The 24,633-nt window shown below is 33.7% G+C and carries 24 protein-coding genes, 1 other RNA gene and 1 pseudogene; 12 read left to right on the plus strand and 14 right to left on the minus strand.

Annotation, left to right across the window (positions count from 1 at the left end; all coding sequences use genetic code 11):
- The first annotated feature begins 43 nt into the window (after positions 1-43).
- A complete protein-coding gene (locus BMY96_RS11395; protein WP_245750616.1) occupies positions 44-1,186 on the plus strand; it encodes a sensor histidine kinase in 1,143 nt (380 codons plus the stop codon).
- Between the two features lie 43 nt (positions 1,187-1,229).
- Here the strand turns inward: BMY96_RS11395 and rny are convergent, their stop codons facing one another.
- The 4 genes from rny to BMY96_RS11415 form a co-directional block, all read right to left on the minus strand.
- Complete coding sequence (rny, locus tag BMY96_RS11400; RefSeq protein WP_092852254.1) at positions 1,230-2,804, minus strand: ribonuclease Y; 1,575 nt, start codon at positions 2,802-2,804, stop codon at positions 1,230-1,232.
- A gap of 102 nt (positions 2,805-2,906) precedes the next feature.
- Positions 2,907-3,037: non-coding RNA, 6S RNA (gene ssrS / locus BMY96_RS11405), on the minus strand.
- A 63-nt stretch (positions 3,038-3,100) separates the two neighbouring features.
- Positions 3,101-3,388: a cell division protein ZapA gene (locus tag BMY96_RS11410; protein WP_092852256.1), complete on the minus strand. Its 288-nt coding sequence runs from the start codon at positions 3,386-3,388 to the stop codon at positions 3,101-3,103.
- A gap of 15 nt (positions 3,389-3,403) precedes the next feature.
- Positions 3,404-3,694: a hypothetical protein gene (locus BMY96_RS11415; protein ID WP_092852258.1), complete on the minus strand. Its 291-nt coding sequence runs from the start codon at positions 3,692-3,694 to the stop codon at positions 3,404-3,406.
- Positions 3,695-3,871: 177 nt separating this feature from the next.
- Here BMY96_RS11415 and BMY96_RS11420 point away from each other — a divergent pair, with 177 nt between their 5' ends.
- Positions 3,872-5,557, plus strand: coding sequence for a M23 family metallopeptidase (locus tag BMY96_RS11420; protein WP_092852260.1), 1,686 nt, complete (start codon positions 3,872-3,874; stop codon positions 5,555-5,557).
- A gap of 11 nt (positions 5,558-5,568) precedes the next feature.
- A complete protein-coding gene (locus BMY96_RS11425) occupies positions 5,569-8,028 on the plus strand; it encodes a TonB-dependent receptor (RefSeq protein ID WP_245750618.1) in 2,460 nt (819 codons plus the stop codon).
- Positions 8,029-8,032: 4 nt separating this feature from the next.
- Here the strand turns inward: BMY96_RS11425 and BMY96_RS11430 are convergent, their stop codons facing one another.
- The gene (locus tag BMY96_RS11430) at positions 8,033-9,466 is read right to left on the minus strand and encodes a phage tail-like protein (protein ID WP_092852262.1); all 1,434 of its coding nucleotides are present in this window, start codon (positions 9,464-9,466) and stop codon (positions 8,033-8,035) included.
- 127 nt (positions 9,467-9,593) lie between these two features.
- Positions 9,594-10,739 carry a cysteine desulfurase family protein gene (locus tag BMY96_RS11435; protein WP_092852264.1) on the minus strand — a complete coding sequence of 382 codons (1,146 nt, stop codon included), beginning with the start codon at positions 10,737-10,739 and terminating at the stop codon, positions 9,594-9,596.
- Between the two features lie 264 nt (positions 10,740-11,003).
- On the opposite strand from BMY96_RS11435, the gene BMY96_RS11440 reads away from it, so the two are divergent.
- Positions 11,004-11,921, plus strand: a complete 918-nt coding sequence (locus BMY96_RS11440; protein ID WP_092852266.1) for a hypothetical protein — start codon at positions 11,004-11,006, stop codon at positions 11,919-11,921.
- Here BMY96_RS11440 and BMY96_RS11445 read toward each other — a convergent pair whose 3' ends face one another.
- Both BMY96_RS11445 and BMY96_RS11450 read right to left on the minus strand, forming a co-directional pair.
- Complete coding sequence (locus BMY96_RS11445; protein ID WP_092852268.1) at positions 11,922-12,482, minus strand: DUF8465 domain-containing protein; 561 nt, start codon at positions 12,480-12,482, stop codon at positions 11,922-11,924.
- 2 nt (positions 12,483-12,484) lie between these two features.
- Positions 12,485-12,673 (minus strand): hypothetical protein, encoded by a 189-nt coding sequence (locus BMY96_RS11450; protein WP_092852270.1) that lies wholly within the window; start codon positions 12,671-12,673, stop codon positions 12,485-12,487.
- A gap of 165 nt (positions 12,674-12,838) precedes the next feature.
- Here BMY96_RS11450 and BMY96_RS11455 point away from each other — a divergent pair, with 165 nt between their 5' ends.
- The 3 genes from BMY96_RS11455 to BMY96_RS11465 all read left to right on the plus strand — a co-directional run bounded on the left by BMY96_RS11455 (position 12,839) and on the right by BMY96_RS11465 (position 15,394).
- Positions 12,839-14,719, plus strand: a complete 1,881-nt coding sequence (locus BMY96_RS11455) for a T9SS type A sorting domain-containing protein (protein WP_092852272.1) — start codon at positions 12,839-12,841, stop codon at positions 14,717-14,719.
- A gap of 63 nt (positions 14,720-14,782) precedes the next feature.
- The gene (locus BMY96_RS11460) at positions 14,783-15,058 is read left to right on the plus strand and encodes a DUF2752 domain-containing protein (protein WP_092852274.1); all 276 of its coding nucleotides are present in this window, start codon (positions 14,783-14,785) and stop codon (positions 15,056-15,058) included.
- Between the two features lie 9 nt (positions 15,059-15,067).
- Complete coding sequence (locus BMY96_RS11465) at positions 15,068-15,394, plus strand: CCC motif membrane protein (RefSeq protein WP_092852276.1); 327 nt, start codon at positions 15,068-15,070, stop codon at positions 15,392-15,394.
- Between the two features lie 71 nt (positions 15,395-15,465).
- Here BMY96_RS11465 and BMY96_RS11470 read toward each other — a convergent pair whose 3' ends face one another.
- Both BMY96_RS11470 and rocD read right to left on the minus strand, forming a co-directional pair.
- Complete coding sequence (locus tag BMY96_RS11470; RefSeq protein ID WP_092852278.1) at positions 15,466-15,915, minus strand: DUF5362 family protein; 450 nt, start codon at positions 15,913-15,915, stop codon at positions 15,466-15,468.
- Between the two features lie 10 nt (positions 15,916-15,925).
- Entirely contained in the window at positions 15,926-17,206 is a 1,281-nt protein-coding gene (gene rocD / locus BMY96_RS11475; RefSeq protein WP_092852280.1) for an ornithine--oxo-acid transaminase, read from the minus strand.
- 634 nt (positions 17,207-17,840) lie between these two features.
- On the opposite strand from rocD, the gene rlmD reads away from it, so the two are divergent.
- The 3 genes from rlmD to BMY96_RS11490 are packed head-to-tail and all read left to right on the plus strand — an operon-like array spanning position 17,841 to position 20,526.
- Entirely contained in the window at positions 17,841-19,256 is a 1,416-nt protein-coding gene (rlmD, locus tag BMY96_RS11480) for a 23S rRNA (uracil(1939)-C(5))-methyltransferase RlmD (protein ID WP_092852282.1), read from the plus strand.
- A gap of 6 nt (positions 19,257-19,262) precedes the next feature.
- Positions 19,263-19,799: a DUF6452 family protein gene (locus BMY96_RS11485; protein WP_092852284.1), complete on the plus strand. Its 537-nt coding sequence runs from the start codon at positions 19,263-19,265 to the stop codon at positions 19,797-19,799.
- Between the two features lie 28 nt (positions 19,800-19,827).
- Positions 19,828-20,526 (plus strand): DUF6048 family protein, encoded by a 699-nt coding sequence (locus BMY96_RS11490; RefSeq protein ID WP_245750620.1) that lies wholly within the window; start codon positions 19,828-19,830, stop codon positions 20,524-20,526.
- Positions 20,527-20,575: 49 nt separating this feature from the next.
- Here the strand turns inward: BMY96_RS11490 and BMY96_RS11495 are convergent.
- Positions 20,576-20,872: pseudogene (locus BMY96_RS11495) on the minus strand (OsmC family protein); the annotation flags it as partial.
- 316 nt (positions 20,873-21,188) lie between these two features.
- On the opposite strand from BMY96_RS11495, the gene BMY96_RS11500 reads away from it, so the two are divergent.
- Entirely contained in the window at positions 21,189-21,485 is a 297-nt protein-coding gene (locus BMY96_RS11500; RefSeq protein ID WP_245750622.1) for a Bor family protein, read from the plus strand.
- A 258-nt stretch (positions 21,486-21,743) separates the two neighbouring features.
- Here the strand turns inward: BMY96_RS11500 and BMY96_RS11505 are convergent, their stop codons facing one another.
- The gene (locus BMY96_RS11505; protein WP_092852288.1) at positions 21,744-22,223 is read right to left on the minus strand and encodes an OsmC family protein; all 480 of its coding nucleotides are present in this window, start codon (positions 22,221-22,223) and stop codon (positions 21,744-21,746) included.
- Between the two features lie 31 nt (positions 22,224-22,254).
- Entirely contained in the window at positions 22,255-22,530 is a 276-nt protein-coding gene (locus BMY96_RS11510) for a winged helix-turn-helix transcriptional regulator (RefSeq protein ID WP_092852290.1), read from the minus strand.
- A 158-nt stretch (positions 22,531-22,688) separates the two neighbouring features.
- Here BMY96_RS11510 and BMY96_RS11515 point away from each other — a divergent pair, with 158 nt between their 5' ends.
- Entirely contained in the window at positions 22,689-23,201 is a 513-nt protein-coding gene (locus tag BMY96_RS11515) for a VOC family protein (protein WP_092852292.1), read from the plus strand.
- Positions 23,202-23,360: 159 nt separating this feature from the next.
- On the opposite strand, the gene BMY96_RS11520 is transcribed toward BMY96_RS11515, so the two are convergent.
- Complete coding sequence (locus BMY96_RS11520; RefSeq protein WP_092852294.1) at positions 23,361-24,524, minus strand: THUMP domain-containing class I SAM-dependent RNA methyltransferase; 1,164 nt, start codon at positions 24,522-24,524, stop codon at positions 23,361-23,363.
- Positions 24,525-24,633 lie beyond the last annotated feature (109 nt).

The raw sequence follows: 24,633 nt of genomic DNA on the forward strand, positions 1-24,633 counted from the left end.
TAACCACGTATCCATGCTAATATTTAACAAAATTAAAAGATTATTGAAGTTAGATAAAGCTAACATTTCCTCTACGACTATTGGAGAAGACAATTCGAAATGGGAATTAGCTGTAGATATTACTAATATTGGTGTTTGGGAGTTTGATGCCATAATTAATAAAGTGTATTTCTCTGAATCTTCTAAAAGAATTATTGGATTTGAGAATGATACCACATTTGGTGCTAATGTAAACGACTGGAACAACCGAGTACACCCAGAGGATAGAGATAAATATTACAAAGACTACCAAGACCATTTAGAAGGTATAAAACCCCTATATATAAATGAACACCGCGTAAAATGTAAAGATGGCACTTACAAATGGATTCTAGACAAAGGTAAAGTAATAAAACGAAATCATAATGGTACACCTACACGCTTTTTAGGTACACATATAGATATAACAAGGCTAATTGAAAACGAAATTAAAATATCGAATACACTAAACCTTGTTAGTAAGCAAAACAATAGGCTTAAAAATTTCGCACATATTGTGACTCATAATTTAAAGCAACATGCCAGTAATTTTGAAAGTTTATTAAAACTCCATGAAGAATCTAAGTGCGAAAAAGAAAAAGAAGACTTATTACAATACCTTAAAACACTGTCAACTTCACTATCAAAAACCATTAATAATTTAAACGAAATCGTATCGATTCAAAAACACAAACCTACAACATTTAAAAAATTGTATTTGGCCGAAGAAACAAATAAAATTTTAAGAATGTTAAACCTTGTAATTACAAAAAGTAAGGCTACAATAATTAACAACATACACCCTCGGCTATACATTTATTATAACGCTATTTACTTAGAAAGTATTATACAAAACCTGTTAACAAACGCCATAAAATACAAACATCCAGAGCGAGCTCCAGTAGCTACGGTTAGTACAGTCATTAAAAATAAAAATTTACAAGTTATAGTATCTGATAATGGTATTGGAATTGATTTAGAGAAATATGGCGATTCCATTTTTGGCTTATATAAAACATTTCATAACAATAAAGACTCGGAAGGTGTTGGTTTATACTTAATTAAAAACCAAATAGAAACCTATGGTGGGAAAATAACCGTAGAAAGTACTGTTAATGTTGGTACTACGTTTACGGTAACTATACCAAACAAAAAAAGTCCAGATTAAATCCGGACTTTTTTTACATATTAAATAAATCTTAATTTCTTTTCTACTTAGCTATATTAACTGCTCTTGTTTCTCTAATAACAGTTACTTTAACTTGACCTGGATACGTCATATCCGTTTGTACTTTTTGGGAAATACTAAATGATAAATCTGCCGCTTTTTGGTCGTCTACTTTTTCGCTTTCAACAATAACACGTAGTTCTCTACCCGCTTGAATTGCGTAAGCTTTTTTAACTCCATTAAATCCAAAAGCAATATCTTCTAAATCTTTTAAACGTTGTATGTAACTGTCTAAAACTTGTCGTCTTGCTCCTGGTCTTGCTCCCGAAATAGCATCACAAACTTGAACAATAGGTGCTAATAACGATTTCATTTCTATTTCGTCGTGGTGCGCTCCAATGGCATTACAAACATCTGGTTTCTCACCAAACTTCTCAGCCCATTGCATACCTAAAATAGCGTGTGGAGTTTCCATATCTGCTTCGGCATCTGGCACTTTTCCTATATCGTGTAATAAACCTGCTCTTTTAGCCATTTTAGGATTTAAACCTAATTCTGCTGCCATTACGCCACAAAGCTTAGCCACTTCACGCGAGTGTTGTAACAAGTTCTGTCCGTAAGACGAACGGTATTTCATTCTACCTACCATTTTAATTAACTCAGGATTTAAATTATGAATCCCTAAGTCTATAACAGTACGCTTACCAACTTCTATAATTTCCTGCTCGATTTGCTTTTGCGTTTTCTTAACAATCTCTTCAATTCTAGCTGGGTGAATTCTACCATCGGTAACTAATTTGTGCAACGATAAACGAGCTACCTCTCTTCGCACGGAATCAAAACATGATAAAATGATAGCTTCTGGCGTATCATCAACAATAATTTCAACACCTGTTGCGGCCTCAATAGCTCTAATATTACGACCTTCTCGTCCTATAATACGTCCTTTAACATCATCAGATTCAATATTAAAAACAGACACACAGTTATCTACCGCCTCTTCTGTTCCAATACGTTGTATGGTGTTTATAATAATTTTTTTAGCATCTTGTTCGGCTGTAAGTTTAGCTTCTTCTAGAGCGCTTTGTATAAATGCCATGGCATCATTTTTAGCCTCCCCTTTTAAAGATTCCACTAATTGCTCTTTAGCTTCTTCGGCCGACAGGCTAGATATAACCTCTAACTGCTGTACTTGGCTTTTATGCAATCTATCAACCTCTTCTTGCTTTTTATCTAGCACATCAAGTCTGTGATTGTAATCGTTAATTTTACTCTCTAAACTTTCGTTATGCTTTTTACTTTTTGCTAATTCGCTAGACACTTGCGACTCTTTATCGCGCGTTCTTTTTTCAGCTTCGGCAATTTTTTTATCGCGTGCTAAAATGACCTTTTCATGCTCAGATTTTAGTTCGATAAATTTTTCTTTAGCCTGAAGAATTTTATCTTTTTTAAGGTTTTCACCTTCACTTTTTGCTTCTTTAAGAATTAAAGTCGCATTTTTTTTAGCCTCTTTAACAAGTTTAGAAGCATTATTTTTTTCTAGTGTTTTTGCTATTATAAAGCCAATTATTAGCCCTAATATAACACCACCTACTGCAAATATAATTGAGTTATCCATCGTTAATTTAGTTGATTATAATATAAAATGCCCTTTTGACTATTTAATCATTTCAGTCAAATTGGTATATAAAAAAGCCTACACCAGTATAAAATTTTGTATAAACTCCTTAAAAACAAGTTTAGGGCTAACAAGCTGATCAAGGATCTGCTCGAGTAACCAAAAATAAATCTGGTACTAGCAGCATGCTTTTACAACTTAAACTCACCCTTTTTAAAGAATTAACGTTGAGTTTATCAAAAAAAATAACCAATGTAGGCAGTAACTTTTAGTTTATTTTAAAGAACGTATAGAGACTATATGTGCGATTGTAATACATCGTTTAAAGCATTTAGTTTTTCTTCTACATGCTCACTTACAGTTGCTTTATCTATAGACTTCTGCTCTACTTGAGATGCAAACTGTAAGGCACACATAGCCAAAACATCTTGTTTATCTCGAACAGAATAACTTTGCTCAAATTGCTTTATCATTACTTCAATGTTCTTAGCCGCTTTACGCAATCCTTCCTCTTGACTTGCATCAATCGTTAATGGATATACTCGGTTAGCTATAGACAGCTTTATTTTAAGCTTTTCTGACATTGCATGTAATTAACTTTAATCAGCGAGTTGAGCAATACAATGATCAATATCTCTAATTAATGCGTTTATTTTAAGCTTAGTTTCTCTTTTATTTTCGTCACTACCAAGTATTGTATTTGCCATTTTAAGCGCTTCGTACTTTTCTTCCCAACTAGCAATATGCTTTTGTTGCGTTAAAATTTCTTGCTTTGAAATCTCTAATTCTTCATTTAATTTCAAATTAGCACGTTTTAAAAGCTCAAGTTTGTGTAATACTTTACTAATCTTGTTTTCTAAAGAATCTACAATATCCTCAATATTACTCATTTACAAATTTCAATACTTACCTTACAAAGTTAACATTCTTAGCCATAAATTACAATTGTTTTGTCATAAAATTTCAGTTTCATTATTTATCGTGGTATCAAAAAACTCATGGCTTGATTATTGTATTATTTTTTGAACTTTCATATCAAATTAATATTTTAGCCATAATACTCATATATGCGAATTATACTGTCCCTCATTCTGTTTTTTTCATTATTCTGTAATGCTCAAAACAACTACCCACAAGATTATTTTAGTTCACCACTAGAAATACCATTAGTTTTGGCTGGCACCTTTGCCGAGTTACGTTCCAATCATTTTCACTCGGGTGTAGATATTAAAACCCAGCAGCGCGTGGGCTTAAAAGTTAAGACTGTAGCCGATGGTTTTGTTAGCAGAATAAAAGTATCGCATTATGGTTACGGAAAAGCCTTGTATATAACCCATCCAAATGGTTATACCTCGGTGTATGCGCATCTTCAAAAATTCTCGCCAGATATTGAAGCCTTCATCAAAAAGCAGCAATACGAGCAAGAATCTTATGAAATTGAGTTATTCCCTAAAGCCGAAGATTTACCGGTTTTAAAAGACAGCTTAGTTGCTTACAGCGGAAACACAGGAAGTTCTGGCGGTCCACATTTACATTTCGAAATTAGAGATAAAGAGGAACGCCCAATTAACCCAATGCTTTTTGGCATGGATATAAAAGATACAACTTACCCAACGGTTAAATCCATTTACGCTTATCCTTTAGACGACCAATCGTTTATTAACAAGTTGAATACCAAACAGAAATTACGATTAACTCCGCTTAAAAATGGCGATTACACCACCGAAAATATTGAAGCCTTTGGTAATATTGGTTTTGCAATAAATACTATTGACAGGCAAGATTTGGCTGCAAACTCTAATGGTGTTTACAATATTCAAACCTTTATAAATGGAAATAGAAATTTTGAAATAGACTTTGGACGCTTCTCGTTTGACGAAACTAAACATATTAATCAGTTAATAGATTATGAACATTATACTACCGAAAAGCAACGGGTGCAAAAGTTATTCAAGAAAAACAACCCACTAAGTCTATATAAATCGGTGTTAAATGATGGCGTTATTAAAGTGGAAGACAGCACTTATTTGGTATATAAAATTAGAGTAGCCGATTTTAAAAACAATGAATCTTGGATAACCGTACATATTAAAGGCAGCAAACAAAGCATTACTAAGCCCAAAGAAAAACGTATTACACCTTATTTTATTAAAGCTAACCAAGCTACAAACTTAAAAGCAGGTAATGTAACTGTCGATTTTTACAAAGACACTTTTTACGAAGATTTCTATTTAGATTTTGAAGTGAAAAGTGACACGCTAAAACTTCATAAAGATATTAAACCTACTAAAAAGAATTTTAATATTACCTATGATGTAAGTAGGTTTACAAACGAAGACAAAAACAAACTATACATAGCCAAATTAATAGGATACAAAAATTATCCAGCCTACACGTCAACAAAAAGAAAAGGCGATTTACTTACTGCTAGTACAAAAAAACTAGGCACTTTTGCATTAACCATGGATACAATACGTCCTAAAATTTCGGCTGTAAACTTTAAAGAAAAACAGTGGTTAAGTAAGTATCGCTATTTAAAAATTAAAATTACAGATGAAGGCTCCGGGGTATCAAATTTTAGAGCATCTATAAACGGCAAATGGATTTTAATGGAGTATGAATACAAGAAGAATATGCTAACTTACGATTTTAATGATAGCATAATTACCGACACCAAAAACAATTTAAAAGTAATTGTTACCGATAATGTTGGAAATAATTCTACTTTTGAAACGTTCTTTTATAGAAAATAAACTTTAGACACTTGAAGGCAAAACAACTACTAACCACTACCCTGTTTTTTTTAACCATTACTTTTAGTTTTGCCCAAAGCGCAACGCTTCGAGGTGTTATTTTAGATGAAAAAAATCAGCCCATTGAAAATGTTAATATAAAAACCGAAACCTCTGGTGCCCAAACGAACGCCAATGGTTTTTATACCTTAACAATTCCTGCAAGCAAAGATGTTACAGTAGCTTTCACTCATATTTCTCATAAAAAGATTGTAAGTACCTTTAATTTAAAAAATGGGGAAAGCTTAGAGTTTAACCCCGTAATGAGTACTACTATTGAGCAAATAGCAACCGTAATTGTAAATAGTAACAGACGTAAAGAAGTAGAAGGTATTATAACCATAAAGCCCGATGTAATTAGAAAAATCCCTGGGGCGAATGCTGGTGTAGAAAACTTGCTATTAACCTTACCAGGAGTTAGCAACAACAACGAACTTAGTACACAATATTCTGTTCGTGGTGGAAATTATGACGAAAACTTAGTGTATGTAAATGGTATTGAAGTGTATCGTCCGTTTTTAGTACGTTCGGGGCAGCAAGAAGGACTTAGTTTTGTAAACACAAATTTAGTACAGAATGTAGATTTTTCTGCCGGTGGTTTTCAAGCGAAGTATGGCGATAAGCTATCCTCGGTATTAGATATTACCTATAAAAACCCGTATCAATTTGAAGTTAACGCAGATTTAAGTTTACTAGGTGGAGGTCTTTCAGTTGAAAACATTAGTAAAAACTCAAAATTCACGAGTATCGTTGGTGTGCGTTACCGCGATAACAGTTTACTTGTAAATGCCAAAGAAACCGAAACCAATTTTAAACCCACTTTTGCAGATGCGCAAGGCTATTTTACATATAAATTTTCGAATAAATTTCATTTAAGTTTTTTAGGTAGTGCTTCTATAAACAAATATGATTTTGAACCGCAAACGCGCCAAACCAACTTTGGAACTTTAAGTGAACCCGTGGCTTTATTGGTGTTTTATGATGGGCAAGAAAAAGACAGGTACCAAACCCTTTTTGGTGCCTTTAAAGGATCTTACTTTGTAAATGATGATTTAACACTAAAATTAATAGCGTCCACTTACCATACTACCGAGGAGGAGTATTTCGACATTTTAGCGCAATATAGCTTAGGCGATGTTAATAGTAATATTGGAGATGAAAATTTAGGTGAAGTTGAATTTAGCCAAGGTATTGGTAGCCAATTAAATCATGGTAGAAATGACTTAGATGCCCTAATAACGACTATTGAACACAAAGGTGATTTTAAAGTAAACGATAACCGTTTTGAGTGGTCTGTAAAATACACCAATGAAGATATTAGAGACCGTTTGGTAGAATGGGAAACCATAGATTCGGCAGGATTTTCATTACGTCCACCAAAAACAACTACCAACGAGCAACCTTACGCGCCTTTTACAGGGCCGTTAGTACCTTTTCAAAATGTAAGAGCTACAAATAACACCCAAATTAACCGCATACAAGCTTATGGCCAATGGAGTAAACGTAGTACTTTAGGAAGTAGTGATGTTTGGTATAATGCTGGTATTCGGGCTCATAACTGGTCTGTTAGTGGCGATGGTATTTCAACATCAAATCAAGTGGTTTTTAGTCCGCGTGCGCAATTTGCCATAAAACCAACTTGGGAAAAAGACATGCTATTTAGAGTAGCAGGAGGTTTATATTACCAACCCCCTTTTTATAGAGAACTTCGCGATGCTAATGGTGTAGTACAACCAGAAGTGAAGGCACAAAAATCTTTTCACTTAGTTTTAGGAAACGATTATAGCTTTAAAATGTGGAATCGTCCTTTTAAATTAACATCTGAAGCTTATTATAAAAATCTTAGCGATGTTAATCCGTATACCCTAGAAAATGTGCGTATTCGTTATGCCGCCAACAATAATGCTAAGGCCTATGCTTATGGTTTAGACTTGCGTTTAAATGGCGAATTTGTTCCTGGAACAGAATCGTGGCTTAGTTTTGGGTATTTAAAAACCGAAGAAAACATTGATGGTAGAGGTTACATTTCAAGACCAACAGACCAACGTTTAAAATTCGCTGCCCTTTTTCAAGATTATGTGCCTAATATGCCAAACTTAAAAATGTATTTAAATATGGTGTTTAATACTGGGTTACCTGGTGGTTCTCCTAGTTATGCAGACCCCTATTTATATCAAAGTAGATTGCCATCTTACAAACGTGGAGATTTTGGACTTCAATATGTATTGGTAGATGCAAATAAACGTTTTAATCAAGGCTGGAAGAAACCATTTAAAGACTTATCTTTTGGCTTTGAAATTTTCAACCTTTTTGATGTTCAAAATTCTATAACAAACACATGGGTTAGAGATGTTAGTAGTAAATCGCAAATTGCCATTCCTAACTACTTAACACCACGGGTTTTTAATGTAAGAACAACTATGAAGTTTTAATACATTACTTAATACTTAAATTTTCAGAAAATACAATAAGGCTATCAGTGCCAGTTCCAGTTAATCTTTGCGTAAACACTTCAATATAATCGCCATTAGCTAAATCGATATTAGCATTTATAGAAACATTTTGAATTTGAGTATCATTATCAATATAAACAATAGAATTAGACTCTGTAATTACAACCCCATTTTTTGCAATAACAAAAGCATAAAAATTTCCAGCAGCACCAGTTACACGTATAGATAGCGATGCGTTAATTTGGAACTCTCTAGGCTTTAATCCATCATAGTATAACCTATTATTATCACCGGAGTCTACAATAAACCTAAACAAACTGTTAGCTTCAAAAGTACCGTTACCTTGTATTTCTACAGCAGTACCATTAGTAATACTTTGGGTAAATCCTGTAGTTAAATTGCCATTATAATAAAAGTTGCCAGATGCTACGCCATCGGTTTCTACTGCAATTCCTGGACTATTAACATCCCAATCGTTAGTAAAATCATATCCTGTATATGGAGACGTTCCATTTATATAATTACCTCCACCTAAAAACGACACATTACGTATAGATGCACCTCCAGCTACAGAAGTAACCCCTAAAACATCCATTCCCGCTGTAGCAGTAGTTACTTCACTAAAACCACCTTGTCTAGATATTACATCAAAATCTCCAATAAAAGTTTCATAAACACCTCCGTTACTACTATCCCAACCACTTGAATTTATTAAAACTTCATTACTATCGGTATACGTTATGCCATCCGCATTATTTACAAACTGAACGATACTTAAAAAAATAAGATTCAATGATGACAAAGTACCAACCGATGCCGAATTTGCTATAACACAATCCCTTACAATAAGCGTTTCAGAAAAGCTTCCAGTTATATCAAATACTGCGCCACCGGTAACCGATATGGTTAGCCCTCTAATAGATCCTCCCGAAACACCTTGAAATAGTGTTCCTCCCGATTTTAACAAAATATCTTCATTAGTATCCTCACCTATTACATACGCCCCATTTAGGTTAATAGGAGCATTTAAGGCTATGGTTCCGTTTATTTCATAAAGAAAATTTTCATCCAATAAATATTCTAAGCCACCTCCAGCTGCAAGTTCATCAGCTAAGTCTGCCTCAGATTTTACTAATTTATAATTATCTCTAGTTACGGAGCCCTCTAGTTTTACCCATGCTGAATTATCATAATAATAAAAAGCATCTTCTTCAGTATCAAACACCAATAGTCCTTCAGCTGGATTGCTTATTGCAATTCGATCTGAAGTTATCATTCTTGGAGCTAGAAAACCTTGAGAATCTGAAGTTATATCTAATGCCGAAGATTCATGTGGGGCTGTGGTTCCAATACCAACTTGCGCAGAAGCTATGGTTTGGATCGTAATAAAAATAAAGATAAGGGGATAAAATCTCATAACGATTCATGTTGGTTAATGCGTGAGAGACTTTCAATGCAAAAATATATAAAAAGAACTACATAAAAAGCTTTTTATCCAATAAAATTGAATTTTAACATATTTTGTATGAAAAAATACACAGATATTATAGCGCAAACGTCTTTAAAACATCAACCACATAGTCCACTTCTTTTTTAGTATTAAAAATACTAAAAGAGAAGCGAATAGATGGCTTCTCTAAGTCTTCATCCGACAAAATTTCAGATAACACATGCGATTTTTGCGAGCTTCCGCTTTGGCAGGCACTTCCTTTAGAGCAAGCAATTCCTTTTAAATCTAACTGAAACAACAACATAGCTGCTTTTTTAGGATCAATAGGTAAGCATACATTTACTAAGGTGTAAGTACTTGTATCAAAATCATTAGAACTTCCATTAAAACTCACATTAGGAATGGCCGCTTTAATAGTATCTATAAAGTAGCCTTTTAGCTCCTTTATATGCTGTACCTCTTTTTCTAAATTAGCTTGGGCTAGTAATAATGCTTTTTCCATACCCACAATATTATGAACACTCTCGGTTCCAGCTCGAAGTCCGCGTTCTTGCTCTCCTCCAACTATTAAGGGCTTTAATAACCCGGAGTTTTTTCTAATAAAAACAAAACCAACACCTTTAGGTCCGTGAAATTTATGCGCTGCAGCTGCAACAAAATCTACCTGAATATCTTGTAAATCTAAGTTATAATGCCCAATAGATTGCACAGCATCCGAATGAAATAAGGCTTTATTTAATTTACATAAATTAGCCACCTTTTTAATATCTAAAACAGACCCTATCTCGTTATTAATGTGCATTAAACTCACTAAGGTTTTAGCATCAGTTTTAAGCAAATCTTCTAAATGATTATAATCTATATGTCCACTAGGTTTTACATCGACATAACTAATAGTAATGCCGCAATCTTTTTGTAATTTTTCAACGGTATGCAAAACAGCATGGTGCTCTATTTTAGTTGTAATAATATGTGTTATACCTAAATCTTTAACCGCACTATTTAAAACCAAATTATCGGCTTCGGTACCACCAGAGGTAAATATAATTTCGCCTGCCGAAACGTTTAAACTTTGTGCAATAGCTTTTCTTGATTTTTCAATTAATGCTTTTGAAGACCTACCAAAACTATGAGAAGAAGATGGGTTACCAAAATGAGTTGTCATAACTTCCGAAATAGCATGAATAACATCTTTGCGCAGAGGTGTAGTTGCTGCATTATCAAAATAAACTGAGTTCATAAGCCTGTTAATTAAAGTTCAAAAATACTTGAAATAAAACGATTTGCAATTAAAGCTTTTAAAGATTACTTTTTAGTATAACAAAAACAAAATATATTTTCTTTGTATACAAGCCAAAACACAAGTACAGTATTGTTTCTCGTGGTTTTGTTAAACAAAACATAAAAGTTAAAACAACAAAATTTATCGATTGCCTCGAACTTTATTTACGATTACTACGTTATGAATAACAATTCTATTATTTTTGCCTAAAACCTAGATACAATGCGTAAGTTATTTTTTGTTTTATTAGCTTCAATTTCATTAACCATTAATGGTTGTGACGACGGTGACATTATTACTGTTGAATTAGATTTTGACGACACTTTTCAAGTATGCGAAGGTGGGGACGATTTGGTTTTTTATAAAACTAAAAGTGATCCTGCCGAATCCCTGTCTTTGAAATTAAGCAATGTAAATATTGAAAGCATCTTAAATGTAGATGCAACTGGGGTTTATGAAATAACTTACAACATAAGCACTGCAAACCCATTTAATTATAGAACGTATAGCAATGCATCATTACCAACAAATTTATTTTGTGAAGTTATTCCTAGCGCTGAGGTAACCATTACTCAAGATATTGAAAGCACAAGTGGTACAGCTAATTTAAGAACCGTTTTAACAGAAGATGACAATGACGGCATTCCTGCCGAACTGGAAGACTTAAATGGTAACGGCAATTATGATGATGATGATACCGATGGTGACGGCATTCCTAACTATATTGATGCCGACGACGATGGCGACAATATCTTAACCAAAGATGAAAATCCTGATCCAAATGGAGATGGCGACTTAAGTGATGCTCAAGACACCGATGGAGATGGAATTCCGGACTATTTAGATCCTGATGATGACGGCGATGGTGTTGATACCAGAGATGAAGAAAATGATAGTCAAGACCAAAACCCTGCAAACGATTTTACAACAAATGAGGTCGCCGATTACCTAAACAAAGAGATTTCGACCTCTGTTCCTGCCACGGCTTATAGAGAGCATACTATTAGCCAAACCTACTTAATTACAGTACAAATATCTAATTTTGATCTAGAATTTATATCTTTAGACAATTTTGACTTTGGAGCTTTAGAGAATGGTGTTACAACTAACACAAGAACTGTAACTCCCGATTTTCCTTAATTAGTTAGCTGCATTTTGGTAAATATAAACCTCGGTTGCTCCTAGCCCATATTTTTGGTAGTTAGCATCGTAATATTTTACATTATTATATCTACCAAATAAATATTCGAGTTCCATTTTTAAAACACCTTCGCCTACACCATGTATAAAAACAATTTTTTGCATGCGGTTTTTAATAGCAAACTCTAGTTTATGTTTTGCTGTATCTAATTGAAGGGTTAGCATGTCATGATTAGTCATGCCACGATAAGATTTTACCAATTGATGGATATGTAAATCCACTTCCATTGTGGGCTGAAACCGTTCTTTTGCTTTAACTTTTGGTTGATTTTTTCGTTTAGGTACTTCTTTTTCTGAAACAACAGTTGCAATATTCGAATTTGAAAAAATCTGATTAGCAATAGTTTCTTTTTTATCCTTTATAACCAATTCATGGGTTTCAAAATCTAATAAAAAACCATCTTCAGTTTCAATAGCCACGGTATTTCCTTTTAAATGAGTTATAACTCCAGATAAATCTTCATCTAAAACCAGTACAAAATCACCTACTTTAAAATTCATTTCTATTCTTCTTCAGAATTATTAATATCATTATTATTTTTACTTGGTATTGTTTTTGACACTCTGTAAATGCCTATCATTAATAAAATAATACCACCAATTAATATATATTGATTTTGATTGGCATCAACTTTAGCATACATTGCTACAAAGGCACCAACTATAATTAAAACATAATTTAAATATTTCATTCAATAATAATTTAACAACGAAATTACATTAAAAATATCATTCCCTTTAAATAACAAAGCACTATTTTATCGACTAAAACCACACAACACCGTTAAAAAGAGCAACATAACTAAACATCCGTTAAAAAAATACTATCTTTACGTCCTAATTAACCCCATTTAATTATGACTTTTAAACTTACTTTACTACTACTGTTTGCTGCTAATTTAATATTTAGCCAAGATCCAGATTTATATGTCGATGATAATAGCTACTTATATGCTAAGGACATTGTGGTATTTGTAAATAACGATATTAGACTTGAAACACCTACATCAAATTTATTTTTTAGAGGTGATGCGCAACTTGTGCAAAATAATGACGTTAAGAACTCTGATGCTGGAGCATTATCGATTTTTCAGAACCAAACTGCTGGAGTTTATGAATACAATTATTTTTGTTCGCCAGTAGGAGCTCCTGTTGATGGTATAACTAAAACAAATGTTCCTTTTAACGGATCTACAATTTATGATCCTGCCGATGAAACCGATGTAGAAAATGTTACATCTACACCATATAATTTTATTCCAGCTTACGAAAGTACAGCAACGGCACTATCTAGCCACTGGATGTACACCATACGCGATGGTGAAGGCTACTGGAATTGGACTCAAATTTTAAACACAGGTGATGCTGAAACCGGTTATGGATTTAGTTTAAAAGGGAGTCCTAACACAAATAACATGTTAGATTTTAGAGGTAGGCCAAACAATGGTACAATTACAGTAAGTTGTTCTTTTGATGGCACTGACGACCAACCATCTGGAACACCAAACAAAGTTGTAACCTTAACAGGAAACCCCTATCCTTCCGCGCTAGATTTAAAATTATTTTTTGTAAACTCTGCTAGCAATCAAACCAATTTAGATGGAGAACTATTCTTTTGGGAACAGCTTGTTACAGGATCTCATTATTTGGCCGAATACGAAGGAGGATATGCAACTTATGCTCCTGGCAATTTATCAGACCCTACAGATAACGGTACTTATATAAGTGCAGCTTTTAAAACTTACAATGATAGTGATGGTAGCGACAATACAACCACTACCACTAGCACAGTCGATTACTCAGCAAATAATCAAAGGCGCTATGCTGCAGTAGGACAAGGATTTGTAATACAGAGCGATGTAAACGGAGGATTTGCTACTTTTGATAATTCTATGCGTGTTTATTATCCCGAAGATGCTACAGATGGATCCATATTTGCTAAAAGTTCAGTTAAGAAAAACAAAGATACAAGTATTGCTCAAGTGATTCCTATGTCCCATAATGGTGTAGATTATAAATCTATTTTTGAAAACCCGACCATAATTCCAGAAATAAAACTGCATTCGCATATTAACAAAACGTTTTATAAGGAAAATGTTATAGCTTTTAGAGAAGGCACACCAAATAACGAGGTTTTTAATAAGTTTTTTGATGCACAAAACATAAATGATTTTAGAGATGATGTTTATCTTTATTCTAGTGATAAAGAGTTAGTCCTTAAATCGATAAAATATAACGAAAACACAAGATTACCTCTAGGCATAAAAACCGCAAAGAGTAATACCGTTATAAACATTACCGTTCATGAGTTAAAAGATGTTCCAAAAGATGTAAACATCTATATTTATGATAATGAAACCGATACCTATACCGATATTGTAAATAACACGTTTAATATTATTTTAGACAAAGGTGTGTTTAACGATCGTTTTGAAGTAACTTTTACTAAAAATAACGCCAGTTTGAGTACTACTGAAAATAGTATTGACGATTTCATGGTATTCCAAAATAACACTATTTCTGAAATAAGTCTTGTTAACCCAAACAGTTTAGACATCAAGTCTTTCACGCTTTATGATGTTGCTGGAAAACAGGTTATGCAGCATGTTATTTCATCTAACTCTGCTAAACTTAGCTATTCTACCAAAGCACTAAGCGATGGTGTTTATGTTGCTAAAATTAATTTAAATGACCATCAGGTTTTTAGCAAAAAAATTATAGTGAGTAATAAAAATTAAAAATAGGCCACACGTTTTCTTAAATCACTTTTAGTATTTTAGCCATATTATATTTATAATTCTATGGAAGAATACATGCTACCCTGCTTAAATAAAACACTCTTTGGAGTAGATTGTATGGGTTGTGGTATGCAACGTGCCATAGCACTGTTATTTAAAGGTGAATTTGTTGCTGCCTTTAAAATGTACCCTGCCATTTACAGCTTAATTACTTTATTTTTATTCATTGGAATAAATATTTTCTTTAAATTTAAGCATTCGAATAAAATAATTGGAACTCTAGCTATTTTAACTGTAGTAACAATTATAATAAGTTACATTATTAAAATAACTAATTAAAATTTACACATGGAACAACAAAAACTCAATCCAACACTTGTTTACGTATTAGCAATTTTAGGACTTTTATGCTGCTGTATGGGCGGTTTAGGATTTATTTTAGCAGGTATCGCCTTCTTTATTGCAACCAGCAAACTAAAAACTGTAAAGCTTAACCCTGAAAATTTTGACATGGCAAGTGTAAAAGCTATGAATACCGCAAAAACAGTAGCTTTGGTTATATTAATAATAAATGTTTTATACTTTGTGTATTATGTATATTTAATATCTACGGTTGGATGGGATGAAATTATGAGACAATCTCAAGTCATGATGGAGCAATACCAAAACCAATAATTAAACATAAAATTACAAATTAAAAAAGCGACCAATTGGTCGCTTTTTTTATACCTTATTTCTAGCATTAATTAAAACATTGTTGCTCCGGTTGCTATTCCTATAATCACTAAAATATAAAGCGAAAAAATAACAATAGTAAAAATACCCATATACTTATAATGCGATTTTAAATTTAAAAATGCCATTTTAAAAGCTTCATTATTTTTCAACTTTAAAGCTTGCCTCATTTTGTTCGAAAATTTAAACAAATACAAAACCGGAAATAAATAAACGAGTGCAAAAATAATATAAACTATCCCTACACCAGCAGAGTACCCTAATCCATAAGCACCGGTACCTCCTAATTGATTCATACCCGTGTAAAGACTCACACCAATACCACCTAGAACCATAAATCCAATTCCAATAAAACCAAGAATTGACAAAAAATATGTCCATTTAGCGGTTTCGTTTAAATATCCTCTAATATCTTCATTTACTTCCAATTCAAAGCTTTCAAAAGCAGATTTTTGTTCCATGTATATTTAATTAATTTTCAAATTGTTTTAAGGTTTTCTTTATAATCCTAACGCAATCCAATAGTTGGGCTTCCGTCATCACTAAAGGTGGCGCAAAACGAATAATATTACCATGTGTTGGTTTTGCAAGTAATCCATTATCACGAAGCGCTAAACAAATATTCCAAGCGGTATCACTTTCCTCATCATCATTAATAAGAATAGCATTAAGCAATCCCTTACCACGAACTAAATTTACAATATTGCTAGTTTTAACATAATCATTTAATTCACTTCTAAACAGGTCTCCAAGTGTGTTTGCATTTTCGGCTAGATTCTCATCTTTAACCACATTTAATGCCGCCATAGCTACAGCAGCTGCTACCGGATTTCCACCAAAAGTACTTCCATGGTTTCCTGGTTTAATAACATCCATTACTTTATTATTAGCTAACACAGCCGATACAGGATACACGCCACCACTAATAGCTTTTCCTAAAATTAAAACATCGGGTTTAACCTCTGGTGTTTTATCACAATTTTTTGTTTCGCAACTACAATTACCACAGGTAGCTAATAAACGCCCTGTTCTAGCAATACCAGTTTGCACTTCATCGGCAATAAACAATACATTATATTGTTCGCAAAGTGCTTTTGCCTTAATTAAGTAGTCATCGCTTGGTACATATACGCCAGCTTCACCTTGTATAGGTTCCACTAAAAAGCCAGCTACATTACTATTGGCTTTTAAGGCCGCTTCCAAAGCCTCAATATTATTATATTCAATTTTAATAAAACCATTGGTGTAAGGGCCAAAATTTTTACGCGCCACTGGATCGTTAGAAAACGAAATTATAGTGGTTGTGCGCCCATGAAAATTATTTTCGCAAACAATAATTTCGGCTTTATTTTCGTCAATGCCTTTTACCTCGTACGCCCATTTTCTACAAAGCTTTAATGCTGTTTCAACAGCTTCGGCACCTGTATTCATGGGTAAAAGCTTGTCGAATCCAAAAAACTCGCAAGCAAATTTTTCATATTTACCAAGCATATCGTTATAAAATGCTCTAGATGTTAAAGCTAAGGTTTGCGCTTGCTTCACCATAGCATTTACTATTTTGGGGTGAGAATGTCCTTGGTTTACTGCAGAGTATGCCGATAAAAAATCGTAATACTTCTTGCCTTCAACATCCCAAACATACACACCTTCTCCCCTGCTTAAAACCACAGGTAACGGATGGTAATTGTGTGCACCATACTTGTTTTCTAAATCTATCGCTTGTTGCGAAGTTAATTGGTCTAAAATTGCCATTTTAAAAAAATTTAAATATTAAAAATATGCAATTCCTTCTGCACCTTTATCCTTTCGAAAAGTCTCGAAAATTCAGCGTGGGAGAGAAATCATCCCTAGGAATAGCGAAATTAATTAAAAAAAAACAAATTATGTGACGTTTCAAATCTTTATGTGTCTTATAAGTAACTAGGAGTAGTTAAAACAACAAAAAAGAAAACAATTTATTACGTTTAAAAATATATAAATACTTAACCTCTATTTAATGGCAAGCTGCTTAGTCCCCCAACTTTAGCAGCTTTTCTTTTTCCCTTATCTCGCCTTGGTTTGGGCGTTACCACAAGGGTCGGGCTTTCCACTATAAGTCCTCGCACTTCCTACGTCAGGCTGTGGGCTATCCGTTTCAATCTCTAACGCAAATACCTAATGTATAGTTACACCAATTTACAAATAACTAAGCTTTATAACCCGTACAGCAAAACATATAACGTTGTAGAAAAAAAATAAAATTATACAAAGCAATGCAACATTTAAAATACTCCAAAGCCATTACAAAACTAAAAAGGTTCATTTTTATTTAAAAAGAATTATTATTTCCCTTAAAGTTAATCTAAATAAATCCGTTTTTATTACTGGCTATTATTATTTTTGCAGCATGTCAAGAAGAAGTAAACAAAGAAAACAAGTTTTTGAAAGCGTAGAAGTTATTGATGCTGGCGCTAAAGGAAAAACAATAGCCAAGGCACCAGACGGAAAGGTGATTTTTCTACCTAATGCCGTACCTGGCGATGTGGTAGATGTGCAAACGTTTAAAAAACGTAAAGCCTATTACGAAGGTAAAGCCACGGTATTTCATAAACTTTCAGATAAAAGAACCGAACCAGCATGTTCGCATTTTGGAACTTGTGGAGGGTGTAAGTGGCAACATATGGCCTACGAACATCAACTATATTACAAACAAAAAGAAGTTACCAATAACTTAACACGTATTGGACATATTGAGTTACCAGAGATTACGCCTATTTTAGGTTCAGCAGAACAGTATTTTTACCGAAATAAAATGGAGTTTTCGTTTAGCGATAGCCGTTGGTTAACACTAGAGGAAATTCAGTCCGATAAAGATTTAGGCGATAAAAACGCCCTAGGGTTTCATATTCCGGGAATGTGGGATAAAATTTTGGATATCGATAAGTGCCATTTACAAGCCGATCCTTCAAACGCTATAAGAAACGCTGTTAAAACATTTGCTATTGAAAACGATTTGGAATTCTTTAACACGAGAAACCAAACCGGATTATTAAGAACCATGATGATTAGAACCTCTACTACAGGCGATATTATGGTTATGATTCAGTTTTTTAAAGAAGACAAAGCTAAACGCGAATTAATCTTGGATTTTTTAGCAGAAACCTTTCCGCAGATTACCTCTTTGCAATATGTAATTAACGGAAAAGCTAACGACACTATTTACGATCAAGACGTGATTTGCTACAAAGGTAACGATCATATTTTTGAAGAAATGGAGGGCTTAAAGTTTAAAATTAACGCCAAATCCTTTTACCAAACCAACTCTAACCAAGCTTTCGAACTTTATAAAATTACAAGAGATTTTGCTGGCCTAACAGGAAACGAATTGGTTTACGATTTATATACAGGTACCGGAACCATAGCACAATTTGTTGCTAAACAAGCTAGTAAGGTTATAGGTGTAGAGTCTGTACCCGATGCAATAACTGCTGCCAAAGAAAATGCACAATTAAATAACATAAATAACGTTCAATTCTTTGTTGGCGATATGAAACAGGTTTTTAATACCCAGTTTATTGAAACCCACGGCCAACCAGATGTTATAATTACAGATCCGCCAAGAGATGGTATGCATAAAGATGTTGTACAGCAAATATTAAACATTGCACCAAAACGGGTAGTTTATGTAAGTTGTAATAGCGCCACACAAGCTAGAGATTTAGCTTTAATGGATGCACAATATAAAGTGATTAAAACCCAAGCCGTAGATATGTTTCCGCAAACTTTTCATGTGGAAAATGTTGTACTTTTGGAAAGAAGATAAATTTTGATGAAAAAAATAAGCCTGCTTTTTATAATTCTAATTACTGTTGGAAATTACAGTTGTGAACGGGATGATATTTGCCCAGGAGCTACACCAACTACTCCACGATTAATTATTGATTTTTTAGACGCTGCCGATTCTGATATTCAAAAAAACGTTTTTAATTTAGTGGTTATTGGTATCGATAATGGTGAGATTTTATCCGAATATCAGTTTACAAATTCGAACAATGTTATATTGCCTTTAAAAACAACCGACAATACTACCGAATATATTCTAATAAAAAATGCTTCTGTAAATGACAATGGCACACCAAACGATGAGACTGATGATTTTATAGATGGTAATTACGACGCAATCACTATAAACTACAGCCGCGAAGAAGTTTACGTATCGCGTGCCTGTGGCTTCAAAACTATTTTTAAAAATGTTACCCTTACTATAGTTGAGGATGACGACAATTGGATGCTTTCTAGACAACCTTTAACCGATAATCAATCTGTAGAAGATGAAACAACAACACATTTTAATATTTCGCATTAGTACCCTAATATGCCTTTTGTTATTTTGTGTGTCTGGACATTCACAAAACGATAGCATAGTAAGTACGGCAAACGATTCCACTAAAATAAAGCTAAAATACGGATTGCGCTTAGGTGGCGATATTGGTAAATTAGCACGTTCTTTTTTTGATGACGATTATAGTGGCTTCGAAATCATGGCCGATTATCGTTTAAAAGAAAAAATGTATCTCGCTGCCGAGTTAGGTTTTGAAGAAAAAAACACTATAAACGACTATCTAGATATTACTACCACAGGAAGTTACATAAAAGGTGGTGTAGATTTTAATATGTACGATAATTGGTTGGACATGGACAATATGATTTATACTGGTTTTCGTGTAGGAGCAAGTACATTTAGTCATGATTTAAATAGTTTTACCGTTTACAGCATCGATCAATATTGGGCTCCACAATACAGCTCTGAGGTAAAGGAAGAATTTAAGGGTTTAACCGCTATTTGGGCCGAAATTATTTTAGGAATGAAAGCCGAATTGTTTAACAACTTTTACATTGGTTTAAATTTACAATTAAAAGCTTTAGTTACCGAAACGGTTCCCGTTAATTTTGAAAACGTGTACATCCCTGGATTTGGTAAGACCTATGATAGCGGTAGAATTGGCACGAGTTACAGTTACTTTTTAGCGTATAGAATTCCGCTATTTAAAAAAGTAAAACAATCGAAACCTACCGAATTTACAAAGCCATAAAAGGACTCTAGACCACTGCCGCCAAAAAGATAGAGCTAAAAAAATATATCTACTTAATTAGTATTTGGGTTTGGTGCGTTATTGGAAAATTACAAGAGTTAGCAATAAAGCACAAGCTATTAGCTTTGTTATGTAACGTTTTAGCAAGTTCCGCTTGCAAAGCATCCTTAATGGTTACCACGGGTTTTAAAGTTACTTTACTAAAATGCCCACTACCCGATGGCTCTACATTTAAAATAGCTTCGGCAGTATCGGTATAACTTAAAACCTCAATGTTGTTTTGCTCGCACACGTACAAATAAGACATCATGTGGCAAGACGCTAAGGCCGATAGCAATAAATCTTCAGAGCAATATATAAAACGTACTAAAAGTCTCATTTGATTTAATATTTAGTTTATGTTTACTTGTCAATGATTTACACATCGGTCTGTTAGACTCTTCGTACCGAGCTTAACAAGTCATTAATTTAAACCTAATACTCTGTAAGTAAGATCATTAGTTTTTATTCCTCAATATTTTATTAAACCCCTTGTTTTTTCTTACAATATTAAGTTACATTAGCGACTAAATTTACTATTAATTGTTTTTATTCCAGCTTAATATTAAACATCTAAAAGTAAATGTTTTAACAAATTATTTAATTTTAAAAATCAAACCAAAATGATTAAAAAAACAATGAGATTATTTACAATTGCGTTTACAGCATCAATTCTTTTAACTTCATGTTATTCGTATACTAGCGTTGTTGGCGCAGGAGCAAAAGGTAATACGGAAGTTACCAAATGGAACCATTACTTAATTGGTGGATTAGCTCCAGTTGGAGTTTCAGACACTAAAGAAATGGCAAATGGCTCTGAAGATTATACTATTTTCACAAGGCATTCATTTGTAAACGGTTTAGTAAATGCAATTACTTTTGGTCTTTATACACCAACAACTACAACGGTAAAATATTAATTAATATTTAAACGAAAATGAGCGGTATTAATACCGCTCATTTTTTATTTTTATGAAAAAAGTAATTCATTATATAGCCATTTTATTATCGATAATATTCTTGTATAATATTATTCAAATTTTATCTTTAGGTTTTTCCAAACTAAGTGAATTTGGTTATGGCGCTTTGGTCGGAAAAACAATTTTATTAATAATAACTCTGATAGTTGTATTTACTACTAGAACAAAAAAACAATAAAACATTTACACCAAATTACCTTAATGCCTGGTTACTAGAATCTCCGCGTAGTGTTCTACAGGAAAATTACAAGAGTTAGCAATAAAGCACAAGCTATTAGCTTTGTTATGTAACGTTTTAGCAAGTTCCGCTTGCAAAGCATCCTTTATGGTTACCACGGGTTTTAAAGTTACTTTACTAAAATGCCCCCTACCCGATGGCTCTACATTTAAAATAGCCTCGGCAGTATCGGTATAACTTAAAACCTCAATGTTGTTTTGAGCGCACACGTACAAATAAGACATCATGTGGCAAGACGCTAAGGCCGATAGCAATAAATCTTCGGGATTATACCGCGAATCGTCTCCACGAAAAGGTTTAGCAGCCGAAACTTCTAAAGGTGTGTTTTTATTAGCAATAGTTACCACATGGTTTTTGCTAAACCCTTTTGGGTTAGCCGTTGTTTCGTTATCGCCAATGTGCCAATTTACCGCGGCTTTAAATGTGTGCTTAAAAGACATAGTTACTTTTATACCAATTACAACTGTTTAATTAATGTTTACAATCTTCGAGTCCCCAAGCATCTAAACTACGTAAAATAGGCTCTAAAGATGCGCCTCTATATGTTAAACTATACTCCACTTTGGGCGGTACAACAGGAAACACTTTGCGGCTTATTAGACCATCATGTTCCAATTGCCTTATGGTTTGGGTAAACATTTTATTAGAAATACCTGGTATCTTTTTTTGTAATACGCCAGAACGTAAACCACCTTCTAAAAGATGAAATAAAACTAAGGGCTTCCATTTTGTACCTATTAAATTCATGGTGTAATTTAAGGGACAACTAATTTCTTTTTTCAAAATAAAAACTTTTAACTACCTATAAAAAAGCAATTAACTCTTATAGTAACCTATAGTACTTTATGGTAAGTTATTGCCTAATAAGCAAATATAGGGTATTTTTGTAATCTAAATTATGTATTATGACAACAAATAAAGATTATCCTAAGTCCTTTTCGCATATTGGACTTACTGTACCTAATATAAACGACGCTGTAAAATTCTATTCGGAAGTTATGGGTTGGTATGTTATTATGGCGCCTTCAAAAATTAAAAAAGAAAAAGAAACCGCCATTGGCCAAATGTGTATTGATGTTTTTGGTGACGATTGGAGCGAATTTGAAATTGCTCATTTAGCAACTTCCGATGGTATTGGTGTTGAGTTATTTTCGTTTCCGCATGGTGTAAAAGAGGCTCCGGAATTTAATCCATTTAACACCGGGCTTTTCCATTTTTGCATACAAGACCCAAATATTGAGGAGCTCATTGAAAAAATTAAAGCTTACGGCGGTAAACAACGTATGCCAATTAGGGAATACTACCCGGAAGACAAACCTTTTAAAATGTGCTATGTTGAAGATCCTTTTGGGATTGTTTTTGAAATCTATACGCACAGTTATGAGCTAACGTATTCGTCGGGTGCTTATGCTAAATAGGCGTTTCTATTTTTAGAAAATTAAATTTGTTATGAATAAAAAAATCCTGCTAATGCAGGATTTTTTTTAGCTCAAGTAGTTCGCTAAGCTATGTTTATTTTATGATAATAGTAAACTGTGTATAATAAAACATTAACCGATTCCTGCTTTTGCAGGAATTTAGTCTTTGTTCATGTATTTACCTTTTTTACTGCCCTCGTACATAACGTACTTTACTAAACGCGATTCTAGTTTGGCATTATAAAGCTGTATTTTTCTAGATGGACGCAAACCTACAAACTTTAAAGCATCGAGGTTCGAGGTTATAAACCAAGCATCGGTGCCTGGGTAGTTTTGTTTTAATGTATCGCCAATGTTAGCATAAAACGTTTCCATATCGATATTTAAACGCTCGCCGTACGGTGGGTTAAACACCATGTGTAGTTTGTTTTCGCCCGCTTTTTGCGTTTTAAAGAAATCTTCGTGGCGTACCTCTATAAAATCTTCTAACTGGGCATTTTTTACGTTATCCATAGCTTTTGATACGGCACTTGGCGCTTTATCATAACCTATTATTTTATGATGGAAATCGCGAGTTTTACCTAGTAATGATTCTTCAATTTTTTCGAAAAGCTCGACATCCCAATCTGGCCAACGCTCAAAAGCAAACTCTTTTCGCATAAGATTTGGTGGAATGTTACAGGCTATCATAGCGGCTTCAATAAGCATGGTTCCAGAACCACACATAGGGTCCATAAAATCGCATTGCCCATCCCAACCGGACAGCATTATTAGTCCTGCTGCTAAAACCTCGTTTATTGGTGCAATATTGGTTGCTGTTTTGTAACCACGTTTGTGCAGGGAATCGCCGGAAGAATCTAAGGAGATTGTACAACGACGCCTATCGATATGCACATTAATTTTTACATCTGGAAATTTTAGGTCTACGTTTGGGCGCTGGCCATCGGTTTCTCTAAATTTATCTACAATGGCATCTTTTGTTTTTTGAGCTATGTATAGCGAGTGGGTAAATAAATCGGAATGAATGGTAGCATCGATAGCCAAAGACCCTGTAGGTTTTAGATACTGGCTCCAATCCATGGCGTAAATTTTATTATATAAATCTTGCTCGTTATTTACATTAAAGGAATGGATGGGTTTTAATATTTTAACTGCGGTACGCAATGCTAAGTTACACTTGTACATAAAGCCTTTATCGCCAGAAAAAGATACGTTACGCACACCTTTTTTTACGTGTAATGCACCCAGTTGTGTTAGCTCGTTGGCTAACAAATCTTCAAAGCCAAATAAGGTTTTGGCAACCATGTTGAAATTTTCTCCCATTTTTTTCGTCTAATACCTTGCAAAAATAACGTAATTTTGCGGCAAACATAACGTTTATTGATAAATCCGGGTTAAGGATTGAAGTGGAAAGCCCACAGCTCCTTTTTTG

Origin of the sequence: Algibacter pectinivorans (assembly GCF_900112595.1) — a bacterium.
Taxonomy (GTDB): domain Bacteria; phylum Bacteroidota; class Bacteroidia; order Flavobacteriales; family Flavobacteriaceae; genus Algibacter_B; species Algibacter_B pectinivorans.